The organism is Duodenibacillus massiliensis (assembly GCF_900128485.1).
In the GTDB taxonomy this organism is placed as follows: Bacteria; Pseudomonadota; Gammaproteobacteria; order Burkholderiales; family Burkholderiaceae_F; genus Duodenibacillus; species Duodenibacillus massiliensis.
In genome coordinates this window covers 70923-93566 of sequence record NZ_LT635858.1, presented here as the reverse complement: position 1 = coordinate 93566, position 22644 = coordinate 70923, and the positions used below count along the sequence as shown (strand labels likewise).

Annotated in this window: 27 protein-coding genes and 3 tRNA genes; 22 read left to right on the top strand and 8 right to left on the bottom strand. The window is 57.7% G+C overall.

All coding sequences use genetic code 11. The annotated features are described in order from the left end of the window. The first annotated feature begins 16 nt into the window (after positions 1–16). The 4 genes from BQ7486_RS02595 (at position 17) to BQ7486_RS02580 (ending at position 1893) form a co-directional block, all read left to right on the top strand. On the top strand, positions 17–808 hold the full coding sequence (locus BQ7486_RS02595; RefSeq protein WP_074008856.1) for an MlaA family lipoprotein: 792 nt from the start codon (positions 17–19) through the stop codon (positions 806–808). Further along, complete coding sequence (locus BQ7486_RS02590; RefSeq protein ID WP_074008855.1) at positions 805–1437, top strand: MlaC/ttg2D family ABC transporter substrate-binding protein; 633 nt, start codon at positions 805–807, stop codon at positions 1435–1437. Before BQ7486_RS02595 ends, BQ7486_RS02590 begins: the two co-directional genes overlap by 4 nt. Positions 1438–1446: 9 nt before the next feature. Further along, positions 1447–1740 carry an STAS domain-containing protein gene (locus BQ7486_RS02585; RefSeq protein WP_022372780.1) on the top strand — a complete coding sequence of 98 codons (294 nt, stop codon included), beginning with the start codon at positions 1447–1449 and terminating at the stop codon, positions 1738–1740. 76 nt (positions 1741–1816) lie between these two features. Continuing rightward, positions 1817–1893 (top strand) — tRNA-Met (locus tag BQ7486_RS02580). 138 nt (positions 1894–2031) lie between these two features. Here the strand turns inward: BQ7486_RS02580 and BQ7486_RS02575 are convergent. After that, on the bottom strand, positions 2032–2445 hold the full coding sequence (locus BQ7486_RS02575) for a hypothetical protein (RefSeq protein ID WP_074008854.1): 414 nt from the start codon (positions 2443–2445) through the stop codon (positions 2032–2034). Between the two features lie 691 nt (positions 2446–3136). Here BQ7486_RS02575 and BQ7486_RS02570 point away from each other — a divergent pair. Together BQ7486_RS02570 and BQ7486_RS02565 are read left to right on the top strand one after the other, a co-directional pair. Beyond that, positions 3137–3865, top strand: a complete 729-nt coding sequence (locus tag BQ7486_RS02570; RefSeq protein WP_084765586.1) for an ArsR/SmtB family transcription factor — start codon at positions 3137–3139, stop codon at positions 3863–3865. A 59-nt stretch (positions 3866–3924) separates the two neighbouring features. Beyond that, positions 3925–4959 carry an SLAC1 family transporter gene (locus BQ7486_RS02565; protein WP_074008853.1) on the top strand — a complete coding sequence of 345 codons (1035 nt, stop codon included), beginning with the start codon at positions 3925–3927 and terminating at the stop codon, positions 4957–4959. 230 nt (positions 4960–5189) lie between these two features. On the opposite strand, the gene BQ7486_RS02560 is transcribed toward BQ7486_RS02565, so the two are convergent. Further along, complete coding sequence (locus BQ7486_RS02560) at positions 5190–5606, bottom strand: transposase (RefSeq protein WP_074008852.1); 417 nt, start codon at positions 5604–5606, stop codon at positions 5190–5192. A gap of 18 nt (positions 5607–5624) precedes the next feature. Beyond that, positions 5625–6218: a transposase gene (locus tag BQ7486_RS02555; RefSeq protein WP_074008851.1), complete on the bottom strand. Its 594-nt coding sequence runs from the start codon at positions 6216–6218 to the stop codon at positions 5625–5627. A 395-nt stretch (positions 6219–6613) separates the two neighbouring features. Between BQ7486_RS02555 and BQ7486_RS02550 the strand changes: the two genes are divergently transcribed. The 5 genes from BQ7486_RS02550 to tatC all read left to right on the top strand — a co-directional run bounded on the left by BQ7486_RS02550 (position 6614) and on the right by tatC (position 9221). Then, on the top strand, positions 6614–6997 hold the full coding sequence (locus tag BQ7486_RS02550; RefSeq protein WP_022373022.1) for a phosphoribosyl-ATP diphosphatase: 384 nt from the start codon (positions 6614–6616) through the stop codon (positions 6995–6997). 15 nt (positions 6998–7012) lie between these two features. Beyond that, the gene (locus tag BQ7486_RS02545) at positions 7013–7357 is read left to right on the top strand and encodes a histidine triad nucleotide-binding protein (protein WP_022373021.1); all 345 of its coding nucleotides are present in this window, start codon (positions 7013–7015) and stop codon (positions 7355–7357) included. A 35-nt stretch (positions 7358–7392) separates the two neighbouring features. Continuing rightward, complete coding sequence (gene tatA / locus BQ7486_RS02540) at positions 7393–7656, top strand: Sec-independent protein translocase subunit TatA (protein ID WP_022373020.1); 264 nt, start codon at positions 7393–7395, stop codon at positions 7654–7656. Positions 7657–7760: 104 nt separating this feature from the next. Further along, the gene (gene tatB / locus BQ7486_RS02535; protein ID WP_022373019.1) at positions 7761–8411 is read left to right on the top strand and encodes a Sec-independent protein translocase protein TatB; all 651 of its coding nucleotides are present in this window, start codon (positions 7761–7763) and stop codon (positions 8409–8411) included. A 12-nt stretch (positions 8412–8423) separates the two neighbouring features. Beyond that, positions 8424–9221, top strand: a complete 798-nt coding sequence (gene tatC / locus BQ7486_RS02530) for a twin-arginine translocase subunit TatC (RefSeq protein WP_022373018.1) — start codon at positions 8424–8426, stop codon at positions 9219–9221. A gap of 159 nt (positions 9222–9380) precedes the next feature. Here the strand turns inward: tatC and BQ7486_RS02525 are convergent. Together BQ7486_RS02525 and BQ7486_RS02520 are read right to left on the bottom strand one after the other, a co-directional pair. After that, positions 9381–9456: transfer RNA gene (locus BQ7486_RS02525), tRNA-Lys, on the bottom strand. 14 nt (positions 9457–9470) lie between these two features. Next, a tRNA-Lys gene (locus BQ7486_RS02520) sits at positions 9471–9546 on the bottom strand. Positions 9547–9947: 401 nt separating this feature from the next. On the opposite strand from BQ7486_RS02520, the gene recA reads away from it, so the two are divergent. The 7 genes from recA (at position 9948) to BQ7486_RS11870 (ending at position 15382) form a co-directional block, all read left to right on the top strand. Further along, complete coding sequence (gene recA / locus BQ7486_RS02515) at positions 9948–11162, top strand: recombinase RecA (RefSeq protein ID WP_143183009.1); 1215 nt, start codon at positions 9948–9950, stop codon at positions 11160–11162. Between the two features lie 6 nt (positions 11163–11168). Then, positions 11169–11654, top strand: coding sequence for a recombination regulator RecX (gene recX / locus BQ7486_RS11580; protein ID WP_235836713.1), 486 nt, complete (start codon positions 11169–11171; stop codon positions 11652–11654). A gap of 127 nt (positions 11655–11781) precedes the next feature. Then, the gene (gene sucC / locus BQ7486_RS02505) at positions 11782–12972 is read left to right on the top strand and encodes an ADP-forming succinate--CoA ligase subunit beta (RefSeq protein ID WP_074008850.1); all 1191 of its coding nucleotides are present in this window, start codon (positions 11782–11784) and stop codon (positions 12970–12972) included. Further along, entirely contained in the window at positions 12969–13847 is an 879-nt protein-coding gene (gene sucD / locus BQ7486_RS02500) for a succinate--CoA ligase subunit alpha (RefSeq protein ID WP_074008849.1), read from the top strand. The genes sucC and sucD overlap by 4 nt, the downstream gene beginning before the upstream one ends. A 128-nt stretch (positions 13848–13975) precedes the next feature. Continuing rightward, positions 13976–14662: a TerC family protein gene (locus tag BQ7486_RS02495; protein WP_235836718.1), complete on the top strand. Its 687-nt coding sequence runs from the start codon at positions 13976–13978 to the stop codon at positions 14660–14662. A gap of 256 nt (positions 14663–14918) precedes the next feature. Continuing rightward, positions 14919–15257 carry an AEC family transporter gene (locus BQ7486_RS12455; RefSeq protein WP_074008848.1) on the top strand — a complete coding sequence of 113 codons (339 nt, stop codon included), beginning with the start codon at positions 14919–14921 and terminating at the stop codon, positions 15255–15257. Beyond that, complete coding sequence (locus BQ7486_RS11870) at positions 15233–15382, top strand: hypothetical protein (protein ID WP_154666302.1); 150 nt, start codon at positions 15233–15235, stop codon at positions 15380–15382. Before BQ7486_RS12455 ends, BQ7486_RS11870 begins: the two co-directional genes overlap by 25 nt. Here BQ7486_RS11870 and gmhB read toward each other — a convergent pair whose 3' ends face one another. From gmhB to rfaE1, 3 genes are read right to left on the bottom strand one after another with little or no spacing between them, the layout of a single operon-like run. Further along, positions 15383–15946: a D-glycero-beta-D-manno-heptose 1,7-bisphosphate 7-phosphatase gene (gene gmhB / locus BQ7486_RS02485; RefSeq protein WP_235836712.1), complete on the bottom strand. Its 564-nt coding sequence runs from the start codon at positions 15944–15946 to the stop codon at positions 15383–15385. Beyond that, positions 15933–16925: an ADP-glyceromanno-heptose 6-epimerase gene (rfaD, locus tag BQ7486_RS02480; protein ID WP_074008847.1), complete on the bottom strand. Its 993-nt coding sequence runs from the start codon at positions 16923–16925 to the stop codon at positions 15933–15935. Before rfaD ends, gmhB begins: the two co-directional genes overlap by 14 nt. Further along, the gene (gene rfaE1 / locus BQ7486_RS02475; protein ID WP_074008901.1) at positions 16926–17861 is read right to left on the bottom strand and encodes a D-glycero-beta-D-manno-heptose-7-phosphate kinase; all 936 of its coding nucleotides are present in this window, start codon (positions 17859–17861) and stop codon (positions 16926–16928) included. It abuts the gene before it with no gap. Between the two features lie 257 nt (positions 17862–18118). Between rfaE1 and BQ7486_RS02470 the strand changes: the two genes are divergently transcribed. The 4 genes from BQ7486_RS02470 to thiD are packed head-to-tail and all read left to right on the top strand — an operon-like array spanning position 18119 to position 22633. After that, positions 18119–19531 carry a glucose-6-phosphate isomerase gene (locus BQ7486_RS02470; protein WP_074008846.1) on the top strand — a complete coding sequence of 471 codons (1413 nt, stop codon included), beginning with the start codon at positions 18119–18121 and terminating at the stop codon, positions 19529–19531. Further along, complete coding sequence (gene waaC, locus BQ7486_RS02465; protein WP_074008845.1) at positions 19531–20508, top strand: lipopolysaccharide heptosyltransferase I; 978 nt, start codon at positions 19531–19533, stop codon at positions 20506–20508. Before BQ7486_RS02470 ends, waaC begins: the two co-directional genes overlap by 1 nt. Next, the gene (locus BQ7486_RS02460; protein ID WP_074008844.1) at positions 20505–21788 is read left to right on the top strand and encodes a 3-deoxy-D-manno-octulosonic acid transferase; all 1284 of its coding nucleotides are present in this window, start codon (positions 20505–20507) and stop codon (positions 21786–21788) included. Before waaC ends, BQ7486_RS02460 begins: the two co-directional genes overlap by 4 nt. Then, the gene (gene thiD, locus BQ7486_RS02455) at positions 21770–22633 is read left to right on the top strand and encodes a bifunctional hydroxymethylpyrimidine kinase/phosphomethylpyrimidine kinase (protein WP_074008843.1); all 864 of its coding nucleotides are present in this window, start codon (positions 21770–21772) and stop codon (positions 22631–22633) included. Before BQ7486_RS02460 ends, thiD begins: the two co-directional genes overlap by 19 nt. Positions 22634–22644 lie beyond the last annotated feature (11 nt).

Genomic DNA, 22644 nt, shown 5'->3' with positions numbered 1-22644 from the left:
GCGCAGGAATAAGAAGATGCGTTTCAATAAATTGTCTCTGGCGGCGGGCTTTGCCTCGGCACTCGTGCTTGCGGGCTGCGCTTCGGTGCCGCCCGATGCCGGTACCAATCCCGAAGACCCCTGGGAGAAAATGAACCGCCAGACCTTCATGATGAATACGGTTCTGGACGAATTCGTGATGCGTCCGATCGCCAAGGGCTACGTCAACGTGGTGCCTGAGCCCGTGCGCACCGGTGTCACCAACGTTTTTGTTAACCTCGGCGAACCCTCCAACGTTGTCAATAACGCGCTGCAGGGTAAGGGCGAGGATACGCTTGCCTCGGTGTTTCGCTTCCTGATCAACACCACCTTCGGTCTAGGCGGTATTTTTGATGTGGCGGGAACGGTGGGCAATCAGCCCGAGCGCCGTGAGGACTTCGGCCAGACGCTGCAGGTCTGGGGTGTCCCCAGGGGACCGTACTTCGTGATTCCTTTCCTAGGGCCCTCGACCGTGACGGATGCCGCAGGTGACGTTGTCGACTGTTTCGGCGAACCCATGACCTATGTTGAAAACGACTTGGTGAGCTGGGGTTCATGGGGCGTGTACGCGGTGGATCTGAGAGCGCGGATGCTCCCTGCTACGGACCTTCTGCGTGATTCGATTGATCCTTATGTGATGGCGCGGGAAGCGTATTTCTCTACGCGCAGAAACGCCGTTTACGACGGTAATCCCCCGCTGGAACTTACGCCCGATGAATTTGAAGATGAGGACGAGAAGGCTGAGGCACAGACTGCTTCAGAGGCCGCGTCCGCGGAGAAAGCCAAATGATTACAAGACGCACGCTTGCGGCAGCAGCTGCCGCACTCGGACTTTTAACGCAGATTCCGGCCGTTTTGGCCGCCGCTGACGCCAAGGGCGATCCTGAGACCTGGGTCGTTGAAATCAGCAACAACATCCTTTCGCGCATCAAGGGCGATGCCAAGCTCGCGCAGGCCGATCCCCAGCAGGTCCGCAAGTTCGTGGACGAAATGGTGATGCCGGTTGTGGACTTCGTGCGCATGACCCGTATGGCCGTGGGCCCGAAGTGGCGTACGGCAACGCCAGAGCAGCGCACCGAACTGCAGAGCCTTTTCCGCGCTCAGCTCACCAACGTCTACTCCGGGGCTCTTGCGACCGTGAAGGATCAGACGGTGAAGCTTGCGCCCAACCGCGTCAAGCCCACGGAAACGGACGCCATTGTCCGTACGCTTCTGGTGGCGCCGGGTAAGCCCGATATGCGCATCAACTACCGCTTAAAGAAGGTGAGGGGCGAGTGGCGCATCATTGACGTTGATGTGGAAGGTATCTGGCTCGTGGACAACTACCGCAGTCAGTTTGCCTCGGTTGTGAACTCCTCCGGCATCGACGGGCTCATCAAGAGCCTGCGCGAAAAGGTCGGGCAGAGCGCCGCAAAGTAAGGAACGTGTATGAAAATCACCGCGGATAAGGTGACGCGCGGCAATGCCCGGGCGCTTAAAGAGACGCTGATGCAGGCTGCTGCCGGGGGCGAAACCGTGCTGGACTTTGCCGCTGTAGCCGAAGCCGATTCCTCGGCCGTGGCGCTCACGCTTTCCTGGGTGCGTGCCGTGCAGGCTAAGGGCGGCACGCCGCAGGTCTTAAACGTTCCGGCGAAAATGGTTTCGCTGATGCGTCTTTACGGGGTGTGGGATCTTTTAAAGGGATTCTGCTCGCAGCGTGCGTCAGAGACAGCGGCTAAATGAGGAAATCTTCGGTTTACGCTGCATTTGACAAAATCCGAAGGCTTCTTCATAATGCACAGCTCAGCGTTTCGCTGACGGCGCATTAGCTCAGTCGGTTAGAGCAGAGGAATCATAATCCTTGTGTCCGCGGTTCGAATCCGTGATGCGCCACCAATTCAAAATACCGCAGTTTTTCAGGAAACTGCCGTATCAAGCCGCAAAGCCTCGAAAATGAAAGGTTTGCGGCTTTTTTCTTGCCGGCAGATATTCTTTGGTTCCTGTCGTTAAGACCTGAACTCCCGGAGCACTAGATCAAAAACGATCGAAGTACTTCGGGAGTTTTTCAATGCGAAGAAGCGCGAGCAGGTCCCGGCGCTTCTTCGCCACCGCTCCCGTTACAAACGTATCTGTCGAGCGGTGCTTTCGGGCCTGAATACTCCCCAACTGACCGATGAGCTTGCTCAAGGACTCCTCGGGTACTTTGAGGTCTTTATTAGCCCTCTGCGCCTCGCGCGCCGTCACCAGCATGTTCATGCGCAAGGACTGAGCCAGCGTGTAGATGAAGAGCTTGCCTCTGTAGGCGCTTTCCGTGGCCTCCAGCCTTGAGCCATCCACCTCGTTCTTGAGTTGGTTGAAGCCCTTTTCAATAATGTCGCGCTGACGATAGATGCTGTTGGTCTCAAAGGGATCGTCAATGGCATTGGTGCGAATGGCCCAGCAGCCCATCCCTCTCTGCCAAAAATCCTCGTCAAATCTTCGAGGATTCCCATTCTCTGAGCAGTCGTCCAGGCCGCAAAAGTCAGACCCACGCGGATCGTTTCATCGCTCCAGCTGATGTCTTTGGGCTGAGGGGTTGTCGGGAACTCCTCTCTGAACTGCTCCTCGCTGACAAGCTCATGATCCGACCAGAACCAATCACCCTCAGCGTAAGCGGGAAAGTGCTCCCGAAACTCTGCTGAGAGCCTGACCATGCCGTCGGGCTGCAAGGGACCGACCTGCATGCGCGCCTCCGGAAATGAGCGCTTCTTCTGACGATCCCAGTCATTGCGATAGGCGCGGATGTAAACGCGGCCGATACCAGATTTGTAGGACATTAACGACCAGAGCTTCCCGTCTTTATCTGTGATTCGCGGCGTGATAGATCAAATTAATTAAAGTATGATCTATTATAGCAAAAATAAAAATCCTGCATTCCGGGCGACCGAAAAATGCAGGATTTTCAAAGGCAAAAAACTTTATTAATCAGCGTGTTGACAAAGGTCAAGCCGGATCTGATCTAGCAGGCCGGGAGTTTGGGTGGAGACGGGCCCCTTTTTTGCCTTGAAATTCGGGTTCAACCGGGGGTTTCACTTCATTCTAAAATTTATTAGAATATCAGCAAAGCACGTTTTTCTCTTTTCCCCGGACCCGTTCACCCATGCCGCAGACCGATTCACCTCTTGTGTACCCTCTGCCTGAAGACCCCCGCGAGCACAAGCGCGCCCTGTACGAGCAGGTCGCCCGCGTGGGCAAGGCGTGCAGCCAGCCCGTGCGCCTGGAGATTCTGGAGTTTCTCGCGCAGTGCCCGCGCACGGTCGAGACGCTCACGGACCTTCTGCAGATCGACTACAAGAACGTGAGCGCGCATCTGAAGGTGCTGCTGCAGGCGGGCCTTGTGTCGGTGCGCCGCTTCGGGCGCTTCCGCCAGTATGCCATCTCCTCGACTGAGGTGTTGCATCTGGTGGTGGTCCTGCAGCAGACGGCGCGCGTCACAGAAGTCGCCGCGGCGAGCAACGCGCAAGGCGGCGAGCACGAGGAGCCCCAGGCGCGGGAGGACGCGGGCGTGGATCTCGAGTCGGCCTTAAAGCTTGCCGACGCGGGTGATCTGGTGCTCATCGACGTGCGCCCGCGCGAGGAGTTCGACGCGGGGCATCTGCCCAACGCCAAGAGCATGCCGCTTGAATGCATCGAGCGCATGCTCCCGGATCTGCCCGCCGACAAGCTGTGCGCGGCCTACTGCCGGGGCTCCTACTGCTTTCTTGCGCAGCGCGCGGCGCGCGTCTTTGCCGAGTACGGCCGGGAGCTGCTGGTGATCCGCGAGGGCGTCATGGACTGGCGCGGTGATGGCAGGGACGAACTGCTTGAAAAAGAAGAGCAGCCGGCTTGAGGCAAGCCGCGCCGCCCGTCACTTCGATTTCTCTCATTCATTGAAACATCACGTTCATCATGAAGCACTTCATCCAAACCATGGCGCCGGGCTGGTTTGCCTCCGTCATGGGCACCTCGGTGGCCAGTCTGGCCGCATGGCTTCTTTTTGCCGGCACCCCCTGGCAGATCGTTGCCGACGTTTTGCACTATCTGGCCATCGTCATGATGGTCGTGCTGGGCCTGGCGGGCCTGGCGCGCATCCTCATGTTCCCGCGGCGCGTGTTTGAGACGATGTCGCACCCCGTCGAAGGGAGCTTTTACGCCACCTTCCCCATCGCTATGCTGGTGATGGCGGGCCAGTGGAGCATTCGCGGCATCGACCCTGTCTGCGTGGGCGCGCTGTGGTGGACGGGCACCGCGGGGACGTTCCTTGCGAGCTACATCATCCTCTTTCGGCTCTTCACGCTCGACAAGCTCAAGCTCGAGATGGTCACGCCCGCGCACTTCATCCCGGCCGTGGGCCTGGTGGTGATTCCGGTGGCGGGCGCAGGCTTGGCGGCCCACGCCGAGGGCCTGATGCGCGAGGTCTACTTCGGCATCAACATGCTCGGCCTGGGTGCGGGCTGCTTCATGTACATCGGGCTGCTCGCCATGTCGATGCTGCGACACTTCCTGCGCCCGGGCATCACCGGCAAGATGACCCCCACGCTCTGGGTGCATCTGGCGCCTCTGGGGGTCATTCCGCTGAGCCTCCTCTCGCTGCTGCACGCCATCGGCAATGAGGGCGCCCTCACCTACGGCATCCTTGTCTCGACGGGCTTCATGGGCGCCTCGATCTGGTGGCTGCTGCTGTGCATCGCCATGACCGTGCGCAACTACGTGCGCGGCGAACTGCCCTTTGCGCTGTCGTGGTGGGCCTTCGTCTTCCCGGTGGGCGCCCTGACGGTGCTCGCCGTGCGCCTGAGCAACCTCGCCAACCTCCTGCTTTTGAGCCATCTCGCGCAGGCGTTCTTTGGGCTCCTGATGCTCGTGTGGCTCGCCGCGGCCATCGGCACCGTGCGCGGCCTTGTGGCCGGCACCATCATTCCCAAGCCCGAAAAGAGCGCGGGCTGATGCTTGCGGCAGGGCGCCGCATCGAGCGCGCGCCCTCCCCCTGATCTCCCGGAGCACTAGCCTGCATTTTGCACCAGCTTGATTTTTCAGAAAAGCAGGCTGGTGCAAGATCAAAAATCGAGAAAATTCTGGGGACATCATGGCAAAAATTCACGCGGAGCCCGATTTTGGGTGCATTGCCCCCCCCCAACCCCCGATGGCACGCTTTGTGAGTCGGGGACGCTCAGGCGTCAGAGTATCGGTATCTTGAAAAGCGCTCCCAGCTCGCGGGCTCCCGGCAAAACAGAGGGCAGCGTCAGTCGGACGGTGTTTATCATTGAGCTCCATTTAGCAGTCACCAGGATGACAGTGGCTCTGAGCCGGGCAATGGAAACACGTACAGCTTTTTTCGCGCTTTCCTTCACAACACCAAAGAGATAGTGCCGGGCCAACTTGAGCACCAGCAATGTCACCATGCCCAATATCATGCGGTAGCCGTTGGTGCAGAAGCGCGTTGAACTAGCTCTGCCGCCAAAGCAATCCGTTTTAAAATCTGCGATATTGAGTTCGCAGTCAGCCGCCCGACCGCAGTAAAGGTCTTCATACAGCTTGGCAGCGCCGTACTCGGAATACTTTCCGTACCAGCCGTCTTCCCCCTTTTTTGACATGTTTGATGTTGGTCTGAATCAGGCGCAGATCCATTTGGTTGGTACGAGCGTCATGCTGTCGTCGGGCGATGAGCCGACGTTCCTGCTTCCAGGACTTAGCTTTGTAATTAACGAGTTCACCGATGGCGCGGTGAGCCATGCCGGTCGTGGTGAGTACCGGAGTCTTCCTGGCCCCGGCCCTGGAAAAGATGCGATGCTTTCGGTTGGCCCGAAGCAGTGCGTCCAAAAACAGCAGTTGAGGCGATCAAGATCGTGTCGGGTTATTGAGTTTTCAAATCTGCAGAGAGTTGAGCTGCCTGCAGCATCATTAACCCCGAGTGCGGAAAGAAAGCCTTCGTCTTCTGTGATGACGTCGTGGTCAGCCAAATCCTCAAATCCGCAGATATGTGCGAAAACACGCTGCCGAAACATGGCTCCGGCGGAATACAGACTGCGGTCTTTCGGCTTGTGTGTCTGCTCCAACGCCTGCTCAAAGGGGGCCAAAAGCTGAATCCGGGAGACCATATCGGCGACGGGCAGCAGGCCCGTCATCATGGTGGCGACAAACCGCCCGTTGGTGATCTGCACGCTGCGGCCGAACCCATCAGTTGTTGCTGTTTGAGTAGAATTCATGAAAAGGTCTTTTGTTTTGTTTTTTGTGGTAGAAAAACATTAACAAAAAGACCTTTTTTCTTTATTAAAATCAGAATTTAACCCATGAAAAGAGCGCTGTTTTTTCAGCGCTCATGCAAAATTCAGACTAAGCACTGCTGTCCGGAAGGGAAAGCAGACGGATAGTTCTGATTTTTGGCATCGGGGAAGCCGAGTTTCTCTGCTTTTGAATTTTCTGATAGCCCTGATAAATCAAATGCTTGTACAGAGGAATCTGGGTATTTCGAACCAAGGCTGAAACCCTCGTCAGAGTATTCAGGACGGCGCGCATACCGCCTTCGGGATAATGCCGCACGTAATCTTTGCTGGTATCCTTCTCGGACAACGAATCCTTTGCGTAAGGAACTTTTGTTTTTATGTCGGAACACGATCAGGTACGTATTGAACCGCCGGACTTTGATGTGAGCCGTACGCTCACGGAAATTGCCGATGTGATTGAGAGCCGCAAGGGAGCCGATCCCGATAAGAGCTATGTGGCCAAGCTTTTTTCCAAGGCGCCTGACGGCATTTTGAAAAAGATCGGGGAGGAGTCCTGCGAAGTGGTGATGGCGGCTAAGGATAAGAGCCCCAAAGACATCATTTACGAGACGGCCGACCTGTGGTTTCACACACTCGTGATGCTTTCGCACTACGGGCTGCGGCCTGAGACGGTTCTCGCGGAACTTCACCGCCGCGAGGGTCTAAGCGGCCTTGAGGAAAAGCGCCGCAGAAACCAGACACAAACTACTGTTGAGAAATAACCCGGGAGAGAAAGCATGCATCAGCTCGATGACTGTATTTTCTGCAAAATTTCACGCGGCGATATTCCCGCCGGCAAGATTTACGAAGACGATGACGTCGTCGCCTTCAATGACATTCACCCCAAGGCCCCCGTGCATTTTCTGATCATTCCCAAAAAGCACATTCAGTCTTTGGCCGACGCCGCTCCCGAAGATGCGGCATTGTTGGGTAAAATGATCAATCTTGTGCCGGTTCTTGCAAAAAAGGCCGGCTGCAAAAACGGTTTCAGAACGGTGATCAACACCGGCCGCGACGGCGGTCAGGAAGTTCCTCACCTGCATATTCATGTCTTGGGCGGACCTCAGCCCTGGGATAAGTAAATCGATTCAGCGGCTTAAAGCCAAGGAGTAAAAAAATGGGTTCCCTTTCTATCTGGCACTGGCTCATCGTTCTGGCGATTGTTGTGCTCGTTTTCGGTACCGGCAAGCTCAAGAACATGGGTAAGGACCTGGGCGGCGCCATCAAGGGCTTTAAGGAAGGCATGAACGAAGGCGACAAGGGCGCTGCGGCAAAGACCGCCGAAGCCCCCAAGCAGGTCGCTGAAGAAAAGACCGAAGCCGCCAAGACCGCCGCTGCCGACGTGGTCGAAGGCAAGGCCACCGAAAAGAAAGACGCTTGATTCTTTCTTCGGTCTGATACTGATGTAAGCGGGATGCTGCCGGAACGTGTTTTTCGGCAGGCATCCCCTTTTTCGCGTGTTTGTAAGCCTACGGAAACATCCAAATGTTTGATTTCGGTTTTTCAGAGCTTGTCGTGATCGGCGCTGTGGCGCTTGTCGTGCTCGGCCCGGAAAAACTGCCCGTCGTGGCGCGCACCGCCGGCGAGTGGATCGGCAAGGCGCAGCGCATGGTGGCGCAGGTCAAAGGTGATATTGAGCGCGAGGCCGAACTGGCTGAACTCAAAAAGATTCAGGAAGAAGCCAAAAGCGCCGCAGACAACCTCACCAAGACCATTAAGGGTGAAACCGACAGCCTGCAGTCGGAAGTCAAGCAACTTGAAAATGACGTCAAGGGCGTGGAAAACGACATCAACGCTTCCGCCAAGGACGTTGCCGACAGCTATAAGGAACTCACCGAAAACACGACGGGTGCCGTTGAAAGCGATCCTGAGCCCAAGTACAAGGAAGTGCCGGCCGTTGACAATACGGCCAGTGCCACGGATGACTTTTACAGCTGGTACGGGGAAGATCCGTCCGCCAACGACACCTCGCACGTCTTTGAGAAGCGCTATAAGGCGGGGCCGAGCATTGACGAACTCGCCGAGCAGATCGAAAAACTCAAGGCTGAGCTCGGCGACCGCTCACCTCAGTTGGGCGGCAACAACCGCCGTTTTGCGTCCCGTGCCCGTTCCAACCGGGTCCGTATTTACCGTTGATGACTGAGCACTATGGCTGACATCAAAAACGAACCTGAACAGCTTGAGGCGCCGGACGATCCGGCCAACGAGCAGCCGCTTGTCTCGCACCTCATTGAACTGAGAAACCGCATCGTCAAGGCGGCGATTTCGATTCTGATCGTCTTTGCGTGCATGTCGCCCTTCATGAAGCAGATCTTTGACTACCTGTCGAGACCTCTGATGGTGGCGCTGCCGCAGGGCGTAAAACTTCTTGCCACGGGCGTTGTGGCGCCCTTTATGGTGCCCTTAAAGGTCACGCTTTTTGCGGCCTTTGTGGTGGCTCTGCCTTATGTGCTCTATCAGCTCTGGGCCTATATTGCGCCTGCGCTTTACCGCAGGGAAAAGCGCCTGGCGCTGCCGGTGATTATCTCAAGCGTTGTGATGTTTGCCGTCGGCATGGCCTACTGCTACTTCATCGTCTTCGGGATGGTCTTTAAGTTCATTGCCGGGTTTTCGCCGGATTCCGTGAACTTTGCGCCTGACATTGACAGCTACTTCAGCTTCGTGCTCACGATGTTTTTTGCTTTCGGCATTACCTTTGAAGTGCCGATACTTGTGGTGGTGTTAAACCGCGTGGGCGTGGCTTCCTATGAAAAGCTCGTTAAAGCCCGGCCCTTCATCATTGTGGGCGCTTTCGTGCTGGCGGCGATCTTTACGCCGCCCGATGTGCTCTCGCAGCTGCTGCTTGCGATTCCTCTTGTTGTTCTCTTTGAAGTGGGGCTTCTCTGCGTGCGTATGTTCGGGCGCAGGGACGAGGGAAACGACGATGACGACGAGGAAGAAAGCTGACGCTTCTCTTTGAAGCGAAGCGAAACGAACCGAACCGGCAGGACGCGCACTGTGTTTTGCCGGTTTTTTTGCGTCTGGCGGGACGTTTTCTTTGTCGGGGAGAAGGGGCGGAAAAGACGAAAGCCTGACAACCGTGAGATTGTCAGGCTTTCTGAATTGTGGTGGGAGCGCAGAGACTCGAACTCTGGACCGACGGATTAAGAGTCCGCTGCTCTACCAACTGAGCTACGCTCCCGATCGATTAATTGTTGGTGGGTCGTGCGAGATTCGAACTCACGACCAACGGATTAAAAGTCCGCTGCTCTACCGACTGAGCTAACGACCCCCAGAACCTGGCGATCTGTCCAGTTCGCAGAGGAACAATCAACCGAGGACGCGAATTAAACACGAGTTTTTTTCTCTTGTCAAATTTTTTTGCGGGAAAGAGCGCCCGGAGCAGAGGATCAATAGAGAGAATTTTTCAAATTTTTGTTAACAGTGTCTCAATGTTTAGGGTTAACTCTAACAAAAATGACTCGGATTTTCTCGCTTTTCTCATTTTCTTCAGGCAAGATTCCGATTAAGCAGATGACGGATGTTTGTTCTGATCCCTTTTAAATAAAGGAATAAACAATCTGAATATTCTAAAAGTAGCAATTGATGATCTTCTGATTCAGCTGCTTTCGGAGTGGAAAACTGCAAAATAGTTTATTTCTATTATATATTTTCAGAGAAAAGAGTTGCATCATGGCTGCTGACAAGAAAAAGGACAAGGAACTGCCGAAGGTTGAGCGCATCAGCGACAAGGAAGAACGCAAGAAGGCGCTGGCCGCCGCCGTCTCCTTCATTGAAAAGGAGTTCGGCAAGGGCTCCATCATGCGTATGTCCGGCACTGAAAAGGTCGAAGACGTTGATGTGGTGAGTACGGGCTCCTTGGGTCTTGATATCGCGCTCGGCGTGGGCGGACTTCCCCGCGGCCGTGTGGTTGAAATCTACGGGCCTGAAAGTTCCGGTAAGACGACGCTTACGCTGCACGTCATTGCCGAGATGCAGAAAATCGGCGGCACCTGCGCCTTTATCGATGCCGAACATGCGCTTGACGCGCAGTACGCCGCCAAGCTCGGAGTGAATCTTGATGAGCTTTACATGTCGCAGCCCGATACCGGTGAACAAGCACTGGAAATCACAGATGCGCTCGTGCGTTCGGGTTCCGTTGACCTCATCGTCATTGACTCGGTGGCGGCTTTAACGCCGAGAAGCGAAATCGAAGGCGATATGGGTGAAGCGCTTCCCGGCCTGCAGGCCCGTCTGATGAGTCAGGCTCTGCGTAAGCTCACCGCTTCGATCACGAAGACAAAGACCCTTGTGATCTTCATTAACCAGATCCGTATGAAGATCGGCGTCACTTACGGCAGCCCCGAAGTCACGACGGGCGGCAATGCCCTGAAGTTCTACAGCTCCGTGCGTATCGATATCCGCCGCAAGAACGCGCTGAAAAAGGGCGAAGAAGTCTACGGTTCCGAAACCCGCGTGAAGGTTGTGAAAAATAAGGTGGCGCCTCCCTTTAAGGAAGCCGGTTTTGACATCCTTTACGGGGAAGGCATCTCCTACGAAGGCGAACTCCTTGACATCGGTTCGGACCTTAACGTCGTCGATAAGAGCGGCGCCTGGTACAGCTACGAAGGCACCCGTATCGGTCAGGGTAAGGACAACGCCCGCAACTACCTTAAGGAACATCCGGAGATGGCCCTTGAGATTGAAAACAAGATCCGTGCGTTAAAGGGCATGAAGAATAAGACGGTGTCTCTGGACGCCAAGCCCGCTCCGGCCGTCGAAGCTGAGGCCGCTAAGGCCGACAAGCCCACCAAGAAGGCGGAAGCGAAGGACCCGGTCCCTGCTAAGGCCAAGACCGTCGATCCGGTTGCCGAAACCGTGATTGATCCGGCAGAACTTTACGAGTAAGCGAAGTTGCCCGGACGTGAGAAAAAGCCCCGCTCGCTCATGATGCGGGGCATTGATGCCCTCTCCAGACGTGAGTACAGCCGGCTGGAGCTTTACCGTAAGCTCATGCGTACCCTCACAGAAGGGGAGACCGCAGACGACGTGATTGCGGTTTTGGACGATCTGCAGGCAAAGGGCTACCTCTCCGACGAACGTTACGCTGAGGGGCGGGTACGCGTAAGAAGCATGCGCTACGGCAACCGCCGTGTGGCGCAGGAGCTGCGGCAGCAGGGGGTGGATGCCGACGCAATCACAGCCGCCATGGAGCAGACCGAACCCGAAATCGACAGGGCGCGCGCTGTCTGGCAGCGTAAGTTCGGCGAGGCGCCTGCCGACTACAAGGAAAAAGCACGGCAGATCCGGTTTCTGGCGGCCCGCGGCTTTTCCTTTGACGTGATTTCCAAAATTCTCTCGGAAGCCGGCAGCAGCGCCGACGAGGATGATTTTTCCTAAAGGCCGCGGCCGGAAGGGAATTTCTAAGTCTGATTGCTGAGGCACTGGGCGCGGAAAGTCTGCCCAATTAACCCCCCCCCCCCCGTTTCGATTTGACTGATGCGGCCTGAGCGGCCGACACCGCAAAATGAAAATTCACGAATATCAGGCAAAAGAGCTTCTGAAGGCCGCGGACCTTGCGGTGCTCGCCGGACTTCCTGCCTTCAGTGCAGCCCAGGCTAAAGAAGCCGCAGAGCGTCTTGCCGGTCCCGTTTATGCCGTCAAGGCGCAGATTCATGCGGGCGGCCGCGGCAAAGCGGGCGGCGTCAAAATCGCGCACTCCGCGGACGAAGTGGAAACACTGGCGGCCGGCATGCTCGGTAAATGCCTTGTCACCAAACAGACCGGCCCCGAAGGTCAGACGGTCTCCCGGCTTTACATTGAGTCGGGCGCAGAGATTGCCCGTGAGCTTTATGCCTCGGTTTTGGTTGACAGAGCCGCGCAAAAGCTCTGCCTCATTGCCTGCGCTTCGGGCGGTATGGATATTGAAGAGGTGGCGCAGAAGGCCCCTGATGCCGTCAAGCGCCTTCTTATTGACCCTGTAAAGGGCGCTGAGCCCGGCGCATTTCTTGAAGTTGCCCGCGCGGTGGGGCTTGAAGGCAAGACGGCCGAACTCGCTGCCGCGTACTTTGAGGGACTGTGCCGGCTTTTTGAAGACAAGGACGCCTCACTCATTGAAATCAATCCGCTGGCGGTCCTGGCTGACGGCACGGTCTGCGCCTTGGACGCCAAGATGATTTTTGACGACAACGCGCTTTTCCGGCATCCGGACATTGCAGCGTTGCGTGACGTCACACAGGAAGACCCGACCGAAGTGAAGGCCCAGGAAAGTCATCTGAGCTTTGTGAACCTTGACGGCAACATTGCCTGTATGGTGAACGGTGCGGGGCTTGCGATGGCCACCATGGACTCCATCAAGCTTTACGGCGGCGAGCCCGCGAATTTTCTTGACGTCGGGGGGAGCGCCGATGCCGAGCGCGTCAAAACCGCGTTTGAGCTGATGCTGGCCAATCCGAAGGTAAAAGCGGTTCTCGTGAATATCTTCGGGGGCATCATGCACTGCGACACGATTGCCCAAGGGGTGACCGAAGCCTGCCGCGCGGTGCAGCTTAAGGTCCCGCTGGTGGTGCGCATGCACGGCACCAATGAAGAGCTCGGCTGCAGAATTCTCGCCGAAAGCGGCCTGCCCGTGATTACGGCGGTCACCATGGCCGAGGCCGCGGAAAAAGCCGTTGCCTGTGCGGCCGGCAAACCCGTCAACAGTTCGGAGGCGTCATGAGTATTTTGGTTAACGGCGCCACGCGCGTCATCACCCAGGGCATTACCGGCAAGACGGCAGCTTTTCATACGAGAGCCTGCCGGGAATACGCCAATGCCGCCAACTTTGTCGCTGGCGTCAATCCCCGTAAGGCCGGACAGCTTTTTGACGATATTCCGATTTATGCGACGGTGGCGGAAGCCAAAGAGGCAACCGGCGCGGACGCGTCCGTCATCTACGTGCCGCCCGCGTTTGCCGCGGACGCAATTCTTGAAGCGGTGAAGGCGGAACTGCGTTTTGTGGTCTGCATCACCGAGGGCATCCCCGTGATGGATATGCTGCGCGTGAAAAATACCATGCGCGACATGGGAAGCCGTACGCTGCTTCTGGGACCCAACTGCCCCGGGATCATTACGCCTGATGAGATGAAGATCGGCATCATGCCGGGACACATCTGCAGGAAGGGCCGCATCGGCGTGGTCTCGCGCTCCGGCACCCTTACCTACGAAGCGGTGGCGCAGTTGACGGCCCTGGGGCTCGGGCAGTCCACTGCCGTCGGTATCGGCGGGGATCCTGTGAACGGACTAAAGCATATTGACGTTTTGAAGCTCTTTAACGAAGATCCCGATACGGACGCCGTGGTGATGATCGGTGAGATCGGGGGCGAAGACGAAGAAATTGCCGCGCGCTGGGCCCGGGACAATATGGTTAAACCCGTGGTGGGCTTTATCGCGGGACTGACGGCTCCGGAAGGGCGTCGTATGGGGCACGCCGGCGCCATCATCGCCGCGGGGCGCGGCACGGCCGAAGAGAAACTCTCGGTGATGAACGCCTGCGGCATCCGTACCACGCGGGATCCGGCCGCTATCGGTGAGCTTCTTGCATCGGTTTTGTAAATTTATTGTCATGCAGCGGTGCCATAATGCACCGCTTATTTTTTGAGACAGTTTTGGGGGCGTAAAAAGTGGAGTGGCTTTGGGATCTTCTGGTCAACCTGCACTGGGGTGCGGTGGGCCAGATCATCATGATTGATATTCTTCTAGGCGGCGACAACGCCGTCGTGATTGCGCTTGCGTGCCGCAACCTGCCGCACGAACAGCGCTTTAAGGGCGTTTTCTGGGGTACCGCCGGCGCCATCATCCTGCGCGTGATTCTCATCACGTTTGCCGTGCTGCTGCTGGATCTGCCGTTCCTGAAAGTTGTGGGCGGGGCGCTTTTGTTGTGGATCGGCGTGAAGCTTGTGCTGCCTGAGCCTGAGGATTCGCATGAAAACATTGCCGGATCTTCCAAGCTCCTCGGTGCGATCAAGACCATCATCGTTGCGGACTTTGTGATGAGTCTGGATAACGTGATCGCCATCGCGGGCGCTGCGCAGCAGGCGCATGAAGACCATCAGACACTGCTCGTGATCTTCGGCCTTGTGGTTTCCGTGCCCTTTATTGTGTTCGGCAGCCAGGTGATTCTGCGCCTGATTGACCGCTTCCCGGTGATTGTGTGGTTCGGCGGCGGTCTTCTCGGGTGGATCGCGGGCGGCATGTTCACAAGCGACGGTTTCCTTGTGAAGTACTGGCCGACGCTGCCTGAATGGCATTACCTCGGCGCCGCTGTCGGTGCGGCGATCGTGGTGGTTGTGGGCGCGATCTGCGTGCAGCGCGCAAAGGCCAGGGCCAAATTAAAGCCCGCGGCAGGCGTTGTGGTGAAAAAGCCGTAATGCACGTTAAGCGGTAAGAAAAAGGCCGGGATATCAAAAGCAGATACCCGGCCTTTTTGCTGCCTGTATCCTGTCTTTGAGCGAGCGCTCAGGCGCGGGTGCTCCGCGATTGCCGAAAGTTCGGTAGCCTTGCGGTATCGGCCGAGGTTCTCGGGAGAAAAGATGGACAGTGTGTTTCTTGTCCTGCCGGACTTTCTGATCATTTTGCTAAGAGCTGTTCTGGCGGCCTCCCCCTGGTTTCCTGCGGCTTCTTGCCGTGTCCGGACGGCCTCGTACATCGGTCATTAAAACCGTTCTTAAAAATCCCCTTATCATCGCAACGCTTTTGGGTCTTGCCGTGAATTGTGCGGGTCTGAAACTGCCCGTGCCCGCGGAGTCTTTTTTACAACACCTCGGGAGCGCTTCACTTGCGATGGGTTTGCTTTGCATCGGTGCGGGCCTGCAGTGGAAGGCCTTTAAGGAAGAGCTTTCGCTGATGGCGGCTTCGTCCGTGCAGCGGCTTGTTGCCGTACCGCTGGTGGGTTGGGGGCGGTCGAAAGCGGTGTGCTTATTCTCTTTGCGGCGCTTCCGATGGCACAGTCCTGTTACGTCATGACGGCGTCGATGCGGGGAAATGCCGCGGCGGTGGCAAACGTCACCACTGCCCAGACGTTGGTTTCGATGGTGACGCTTTCTGTCTGGTGCGCGTTTGTTCTTGCGCCGCTGGCCGGAAAAGTCTGACTACCCGAGAATGAGCGCCGCGGCTTCGGTGAGCGATCGGGCCGTATCGGTGGCTTCGGGGACGGTTTCGGGCACGGCTTTGCCGTCGGTACCGACCAAAATCCGGTGGGGGATCCCGGCGGCTTTGGCGGCCTGCATGTCGCCTTGTTTGTCACCGACCATCACGCTTTGCGTGAGATCGATACCGAGTGTTTCGGCAGCCTCAAGGATCATCCCGGGCGCGGGTTTGCGGCAGTTGCAGCGGCAGCGGTATTCGGGGACGGCAGCGTCCGGGTGGTGCGGACAAAAACGGACGTCCGCCAAGGGTGCTCCCGCCTTTTCAAAGACATCCTTCATCCAGCCCGTAAGCCGCCTGAAATCCACCTCGGTGTAGTAGCCGCGGCCGATGCCGGACTGGTTGGTGACCACCACCAGAAGCCAGCCCGCAGCGTAAAGGGCTTTAGCGGCTTCAAGCACGCCGTCCACAAACCGGAAGTCTTCGATCCGGGAGCAGTAGGCGGTGTCGACGTTGATGACACCGTCTCTGTCTAAGAAAACCGCGCGGCGCAAATTACCGGTTGCCATCGGGATAGGTCTTGGCGAGGTAATTCATGTATTCGGCCGTACCTTCCTGGACGCTGCGGAACTTGACGTTGCAGCCGGCGTTTCGCAGTGCCGAAAGATCAGCCTGCGTGTAGGCCTGATATTTTCCCTTGAGCGCTTCGGGGAAGGGGATGTATTCGATAAGGCCCGCAGACACCGCTTCTTCAAGTGTGCGGTTTACGCCCGTGAGGGAATTCACGACGGTAAGGGCAATGTCGTTAAAGGGCTGCGCACGGCCTGTGCCGCAGTTAAAGATGCCGGAAACGCCCGCGGTGAGGAAGTACCGCACGACGCTGACGACATCCTCCACATACACGAAGTCGCGCATCTGGCAGCCGTTGCCGTAACCGAGGCACCCTTCAAAGAGCTTCACCTTTCCGTCCTTTTTGAACTGGAAATACTGGTGAAACGCGACGGAGGCCATGCGGCCCTTGTGCTGCTCGTGCGGGCCGTAGACATTGAAAAAGCGCAGGTTCACGGTGGGGGCGGAGAGGTTTGCCATGCGGGCTCGGAGCACCTGGTCAAACAGGAACTTCGAGTAGCCGTAGCAGTTCAGGGGCCCCTCGTTTTTGAGGTCTTCGGTAAAGACGGTGCTTGCGCCGTAGGTGGCGGCCGAACTTGCGTTTACAAAGGGGATCTTGAGCTTCTGGGCCCAGGCAAAAAGGTCAAGCGTATAGCGGTAGTTGTTCTCCATGATGTAGCGTCCGTCCGTTTCCATCGTGTCGGAACAGGCGCCCATGTGAACCACGGCCTCTGGAATCGGAGCCGTGCCCTTACGCACGCGTTCAATAAAGTCGTTTTTATCGAAGTAGTCCGTGATGTGTCCCTGTGCGAGGTTTAAAAACTTCTCGGCACGGGTGAGGTTGTCCACGGCAATGATGTCGTTAAAGCCCGCTTTGTTTAAGGCAAGCACACAGTTGCAGCCGATAAAACCCGCGGCTCCGGTCACAAGAATCGACATTTAATGATCCTGACAGAAAAGTTCTTCAAAACTCACAGAAGCCGTGCCGAGTTTTCCGACAACGATGCCTCCGGCTCTGTTGGCAATGCGCACGGCTTCTTCTTCACTGAGCCCTGCGGCAAGCATGGCGGCGGTGACGGCAATCACGGTGTCACCGGCGCCTGAAACATCAAACACTTCACGCGCCTGTGCGGGTACGGTGAGAGCACCCGCATCGGTAAATAAGGTCATGCCTTCTTCGCTGCGCGTTAAAAGAAGCGCCTTGAGGGCAAGCTCCTTTCTTAAGTTCTGCGCCTTGGTGTGCAGTTCTTCTTCGGTTTTCCACTGGCCGATCACCTGCGCGAGTTCTGAGCGGTTCGGGGTGATGACGGTGGCGCCGTGATAGCGGCTGTAGTCGTCGCCCTTCGGGTCAACAAGCACCGGAATGCAGCATTCGCGGGCCGTTGCAATGATGCGGCGGATATGTTCGAGCCCGCCTTTGCCGTAGTCCGAGAGCACAAGTGCGTCGTAACCGGCAATCTTGGCGGAAAATTCTTCGGTGAGTGCGGCAAGCACTTCGCCGGCGGGGTGGTCTTCAAAGTCCACGCGCACAAGTTGCTGGCGCCGTGCGAGCACCCTGAGTTTCACGGTGGTGCGCACTGAGGTGTCTTCCTGCAGCAAGCCTTCAATACCGGCTTTATCGAGAAGGTCACGCAGGGCGTGCCCGGCATCGTCGCGCCCGATCACGCTCATCAGAGACACGCGGGCTCCGAGGCAGGCGATGTTTAGCGCCACGTTGGCCGCTCCCCCGAGCCGGTTTTCCTCTTTGACGATACGCACCACGGGAACGGGCGCTTCGGGGGAAATACGGTTGGTGTCGCCGAACCAGTAGCGGTCAAGCATTGAGTCGCCGACCACTAAAAGGCGTTTGGCGGAGAGTTCTTCTTTTGTAATCATTCGCAGAGCTTTCGCGGCATAAGGGAGGTGCCGCTCGATTTTGCTGATTTTAGCCGAGGCAACGTGGGAAAACGGCGGCTTTCTGCGCATTTTGTCCGCGGCCGCTGCGCAATCTGCAAAACAGTGTTTCCGCGGAAACGGCGGGTAACGAATAGGGCGGCGGGCTCAGGGAAGTACCCTGATAAACTTTCAGGTTATCTGCAACACGTTCCCGGCGGCTGTTTTTGCCCTGCCTGGACCACAAATCCGTCTTTGTCATGCCCGATACGCTTCAGCATCCTTTCCTTCGCGACACCCTGGCCGGCCGGTGCGTCAAAACCGCCTGCGGCATCACACTGGACATCGGAAGGCAGCGCCTCACGGGACGGGACTTAAAGGGGCTTCTCGACCTTGCCGAAGAAAAAGGGGTTCTTGCCGCCAACGCCGCGATGCGAAGCGGCGAAATCGTGAATCCGAGCGAAAACCGTCCGGCACTGCATACGGCTTTAAGAGACCCCTCGGTCTCGGCGCCTTTTCACACCGAAGTGATGAAGGCGTTAAACCAGGTCTGCCGCTTTGCCGAAGACGTCAGAAGCGGTCTTTTCTGCGGCTGCCGCGGTGACGCGATCACCGACGTGATCAATGTTGGTATCGGGGGCTCGGAAATGGGGCCGCGCGCCGTTTACCACGCGCTGCGTTATGTGCAGCCTTCAATCCGCCTGCACTTTATGAGTTCGGCTGACGGCGTGCTTTTTGACCGGGTCGTGAGCGGCTTAAACCCCTTTAAGACGCTCGTCGTTGTTTCTTCCAAAAGTTTCAGAACGCGTGAGACGGCGGTTAACGCCGCGGCGCTGGATCAGTGGCTTCTGGACGCAGGTATTTCCGGCAAGGACAGAACGCACCATATGGTTGTCGTGTCCGCCAATTCCAAGGCCCCGCAGTCGATGAACCTGCCCGAAGAAAACTTCTTCCCGATCTGGGACTGGGTGGGCGGGCGCTTTTCCGTCTGGAGTGCCGTGGGACTGCCCTGCGCGATTGCCCTGGGGCCGGAGGTTTTCCGGCAGCTTCTCGCGGGCGCTCACGCTATGGACGAACACGTCGCGGACACCCCGGCCGAAGACAATATGGCGCTTTTAATGGCCCTGATGACCTACTACAACGCCGTCACGCAGGCTATTCCCACGCACTGCTTCCTTCCCTACGACGAAAGGCTGCGGGTGCTTGTTTCCTGGATTCAGCAGCTTGAGATGGAAAGCCTCGGCAAGAACCGGGCGCCTGACGGCAGCCGCATTAAAGGCCGCACGGGGCAGGGGATCTGGGGCGGTCACGGCAACGAGTCGCAGCACTCCTTCTATCAGTGGCTGCGCGAGGGGACGTCGTGCTCTTCGATTGATCTGTGCTGGTGCGAGAAGCCCGGGCACCGTCATGCGGATCTGCACCGCGTGCTGATCGCAAACGCCAAGGCCCAGGCCGAAGCGCTTGTGACGCGCGATCCGGCAGAACCGTACTTTAATGCCGTGAGCACCCTCGCCGTGGACGAATTAAACGCCGGGCGCCTGGGCGCTCTGATGGCGCTTTACGAACACAAGACCACAATGCTCGGTACACTCTTCGGCATCAATCCCTTTGATCAGCCGGGGGTGGAGCTCGGTAAGAAACTGAGCCGCTCGGCTGAAGCCGACATTCTCTGATGACAGTAAAAAAGATTCTAGTGATCCGCTCAAGCTCCATGGGCGACGTGATTCACGCGCTCCCGGCAGCCTTTGACATCAAACAGGCGCTGCCCGAGGCGCAGCTTGACTGGGTGATTGAGGAAAGTTTCCGGGACGTCACCGACTTAAGTCCCTTTATCGACAACACGATTGTCACGGCCTTCAGGCGCTGGAGAAAGCATCCGCTTTCTGCGGTCACCCGCAGGGAGGTGTCGGATCTCAGACACCTTCTCAGAGAAAATCACTACGACATCGTGATTGACCTGCAGGGACTGATCCGAACGGCGCTTATTGCCCGCTGGTGCGGCGTGAAGTCCGTGGGGTACTCCAAAAACACGATCCGTGAGCCTCTGGCAAGCTACTTTTATTCCGAAACCGAAGAGGTGCCGGAAAGCCTCACGCCCGTTCGGCGCTACCGTGTGATGGCGGCCCGGTGCCTCGGTTACACGATTGATGAGGAACACCCTCAGTTCGGCCTTAAGGCCAAGCCCCTGACAGAAGCCCCCTGCGCGGAACCCTTTGCGGTTCTTGCGGTCAACACAAGCCGCGAGGAAAAGCTCTGGGCGCGCGAGCGGTGGGCGGAGGCTGCCGATGCGCTCGTTAAAAGCGGCATCACACCTCTTTTTGTCTGGGGTAACCAGAAAGAAAAAAGCCGCGTGGAAGACATTGCCGCGCAGGTGCGCGGAGCCGTTGTGGCGCCTCATATGCGGATTCCCGAAATTGCCTCCGTCATGAAGGACTCAGTGGGTGTGATCGGCGTGGATACGGGGCTTTCGCACCTCGCAGCCGCGCTTGCCGTGCCGGCCGTGGGCATCATTGTCGGCACCTCGGCGCAACTTTTCTCGCTTGTGAGCGAAGGTAAAGCCGTGACGGTGGGTGATAAGGGGGTTGTTCCGGGCGTGAGCGAAGTGCTTGACGCCTTTGACGCCGTTACCGGCCGAAAGGTCGCGGTATGACGCTCGTGACGCCGCGCATCTACGGCTTGCTCACGTCGCTTTGCGTGCCGCTGGCAAAGCTCTACCTGAAAAAACGTGCCAAAAAGCAGCCCGACTATCTGCTTAACTGGGATGAGCGTTTTGCCCGAAAGCCTTTTCCCTCCCCCGTAAAGCCCCGCCTTTGGGTGCATGCGGTCAGTGTCGGTGAAACCAATGCGGCGGCGCCCCTGATTGAAGAACTCGTCAAGCGCTTCGGGGATATTGAAGTGCTTCTTACCTGCATGACGCCGACGGGGCGGGATGCCGGCCTGAAACTTGCCAAACGCTTTGCCGGGCGCGTTACGCAGTGTTATCTCCCGTACGACGTGCCTGCGTATGCCCGGCGGTTTTTGGATGAGACGCGTCCGCGGCTTGCGGTCTTCATGGAAACCGAGGTCTGGCCCAATATGCTCGCCGAAATTCACCGCCGCGGGATTCCTGTGGTGCTGGCGAACGCCCGTGAGTCGGAAAAAAGCCTGAAAAAGGCGCTTCAGTTTGAGGCCGTCATGCGTCCGGCCTTTGCCGCGTTTGATGCAGTGCTTGCGCAAAGTAAAGCCGATGCGGCGCGCTTTGAGGCGCTCGGCGCCAAAAACATCACGGTCTGCGGTTCGCTTAAGTTTGAGGTGCGTGAGGATCCCGGACAGATGCGTCTTGCGCGGGACTTTAAGGCAAAAGCCGGCCGGCCCGTTGTTCTGATAGCGAGCACCCGCGAAGGCGAAGAAGCGATGTTTGCGCCGCTTTTAAGGTGTTTTGCCGGCAAGGCCACGGTGCTTTTGGTGCCGCGCCATCCGCAGCGCTTTAACGAAGTGGCGCAGCTTTTGGAGGCCGCAGGGCTTGACGTTGTCCGCCGCAGCGCTTGCCCGTCGCTTGAGGCGCTTGACGCCCGGCACGATGTGATTCTGGGCGACAGCATGGGGGAGATGAGTTTTTACTGCGCGGCTGCGGACGTGTGCCTCATGGGCGGCAGTTTCGGCAACACGGGCTGTCAGAACCTTATTGAACCGGCTGCGGCCGGTTCCCCTGTGATTCTTGGCCCCTCAACCTATAACTTCGCGCAGATTGCCGTGGATGCGCTGCGTATGGGCGCGGCTTTTGCCGTAAAGGATGCCCGAGAGGGCGTCACCCGGGCCCTGGAACTTGTGGACAATGCCGCACTGCGCAGTCTGGCTTCGCAAAGGGCGCTCATCTTTGCCAAGACCTACACGGGTGCCGTGGGCAAGATGGCTGATAAGGCGGAGGAGCTGTGGAAAAAGAGTGCGTAAAAAAGGGCGCCGTCAAGAACTGCCTTTCCATTGCCGGCGTTGATCCCTCGGGCGGCGCCGGGGTTTTGGCCGACATTAAGGCAATGAGCGCCTGCGGCGTTTACGCCATGGGCGTGGTGACGGCGCTCACTGCTCAGAATACGCGGGGCGTGACGGGCGTGATGCCCGTGCCCGCGGACTTTGTGGGTAAAGAGCTTGAGGCCGTTTTTACCGATGTGCCGCCTGCGGCCGTCAAGATCGGGATGCTGAACGACGCGGCGGTGATCGGGGTTGTCGCCGGGGCGCTTCGCCGCTATAAACCCCGCTGGGTGGTGCTCGATCCGGTAATGGTCGCAAAAAGCGGGGACCGCCTTTTGCGCGAAGACGCGCTTGAGGCGCTTAAAACCGAGCTTTTGCCTTTAGCCGACATCGTGACGCCGAATCTGCCCGAAGCCGGCGACCTTTTGGGGCGCACGGTTGAAACGAAAGACGCAATGGCTGAGGCAGCAGAAGCGCTTTCAGCGATGATGAAGGCCGGCGGCGCCGTTCTTTTAAAGGGCGGGCACCTCGAGGCCTCAAGCGCTGCAAGCGACCTCTTTTATTCGCGCGGGGAAACGTTTTGGATTGAAGCGCCGCGCACGGCCACAAAAAATACGCACGGCACGGGCTGTACGCTCTCTTCAGCCCTGGCGGCGTTTCTTGCGCGCACGGACGATGCTGCCGAAGCCGTACGCTTGGCAAAAGCCTATCTCGCGGAGGCGATTGCTGCCGCCGACAGCCTCAGTGTCGGCAGCGGCCACGGCCCCGTACATCATTTTGTACGTCTCTGGCAGACAGAAACACCCTCTTTGCCGCGTGAGTCCTGAGCTGTTTTGAA

What these genes read in the sequence shown, in the direction of transcription:
- BQ7486_RS02595 (WP_074008856.1), top strand. Translation starts at nt 17, where the DNA reads ATGCGTTTCAATAAATTGTCTCTGGCGGCGGGCTTTGCCTCGGCACTC.
- BQ7486_RS02590 (WP_074008855.1), top strand. Translation starts at nt 805, where the DNA reads ATGATTACAAGACGCACGCTTGCGGCAGCAGCTGCCGCACTCGGACTT.
- BQ7486_RS02585 (WP_022372780.1), top strand. Translation starts at nt 1,447, where the DNA reads ATGAAAATCACCGCGGATAAGGTGACGCGCGGCAATGCCCGGGCGCTT.
- BQ7486_RS02575 (WP_074008854.1), bottom strand. Translation starts at nt 2,445, where the DNA reads ATGGGCTGCTGGGCCATTCGCACCAATGCCATTGACGATCCCTTTGAG.
- BQ7486_RS02570 (WP_084765586.1), top strand. Translation starts at nt 3,137, where the DNA reads ATGCCGCAGACCGATTCACCTCTTGTGTACCCTCTGCCTGAAGACCCC.
- BQ7486_RS02565 (WP_074008853.1), top strand. Translation starts at nt 3,925, where the DNA reads ATGAAGCACTTCATCCAAACCATGGCGCCGGGCTGGTTTGCCTCCGTC.
- BQ7486_RS02560 (WP_074008852.1), bottom strand. Translation starts at nt 5,606, where the DNA reads ATGTCAAAAAAGGGGGAAGACGGCTGGTACGGAAAGTATTCCGAGTAC.
- BQ7486_RS02555 (WP_074008851.1), bottom strand. Translation starts at nt 6,218, where the DNA reads ATGAATTCTACTCAAACAGCAACAACTGATGGGTTCGGCCGCAGCGTG.
- BQ7486_RS02550 (WP_022373022.1), top strand. Translation starts at nt 6,614, where the DNA reads ATGTCGGAACACGATCAGGTACGTATTGAACCGCCGGACTTTGATGTG.
- BQ7486_RS02545 (WP_022373021.1), top strand. Translation starts at nt 7,013, where the DNA reads ATGCATCAGCTCGATGACTGTATTTTCTGCAAAATTTCACGCGGCGAT.
- tatA (WP_022373020.1), top strand. Translation starts at nt 7,393, where the DNA reads ATGGGTTCCCTTTCTATCTGGCACTGGCTCATCGTTCTGGCGATTGTT.
- tatB (WP_022373019.1), top strand. Translation starts at nt 7,761, where the DNA reads ATGTTTGATTTCGGTTTTTCAGAGCTTGTCGTGATCGGCGCTGTGGCG.
- tatC (WP_022373018.1), top strand. Translation starts at nt 8,424, where the DNA reads ATGGCTGACATCAAAAACGAACCTGAACAGCTTGAGGCGCCGGACGAT.
- recA (WP_143183009.1), top strand. Translation starts at nt 9,948, where the DNA reads ATGGCTGCTGACAAGAAAAAGGACAAGGAACTGCCGAAGGTTGAGCGC.
- sucC (WP_074008850.1), top strand. Translation starts at nt 11,782, where the DNA reads ATGAAAATTCACGAATATCAGGCAAAAGAGCTTCTGAAGGCCGCGGAC.
- sucD (WP_074008849.1), top strand. Translation starts at nt 12,969, where the DNA reads ATGAGTATTTTGGTTAACGGCGCCACGCGCGTCATCACCCAGGGCATT.
- BQ7486_RS02495 (WP_235836718.1), top strand. Translation starts at nt 13,976, where the DNA reads ATGATTGATATTCTTCTAGGCGGCGACAACGCCGTCGTGATTGCGCTT.
- BQ7486_RS11870 (WP_154666302.1), top strand. Translation starts at nt 15,233, where the DNA reads ATGGCACAGTCCTGTTACGTCATGACGGCGTCGATGCGGGGAAATGCC.
- gmhB (WP_235836712.1), bottom strand. Translation starts at nt 15,946, where the DNA reads ATGGCAACCGGTAATTTGCGCCGCGCGGTTTTCTTAGACAGAGACGGT.
- rfaD (WP_074008847.1), bottom strand. Translation starts at nt 16,925, where the DNA reads ATGTCGATTCTTGTGACCGGAGCCGCGGGTTTTATCGGCTGCAACTGT.
- rfaE1 (WP_074008901.1), bottom strand. Translation starts at nt 17,861, where the DNA reads ATGATTACAAAAGAAGAACTCTCCGCCAAACGCCTTTTAGTGGTCGGC.
- BQ7486_RS02470 (WP_074008846.1), top strand. Translation starts at nt 18,119, where the DNA reads ATGCCCGATACGCTTCAGCATCCTTTCCTTCGCGACACCCTGGCCGGC.
- waaC (WP_074008845.1), top strand. Translation starts at nt 19,531, where the DNA reads ATGACAGTAAAAAAGATTCTAGTGATCCGCTCAAGCTCCATGGGCGAC.
- BQ7486_RS02460 (WP_074008844.1), top strand. Translation starts at nt 20,505, where the DNA reads ATGACGCTCGTGACGCCGCGCATCTACGGCTTGCTCACGTCGCTTTGC.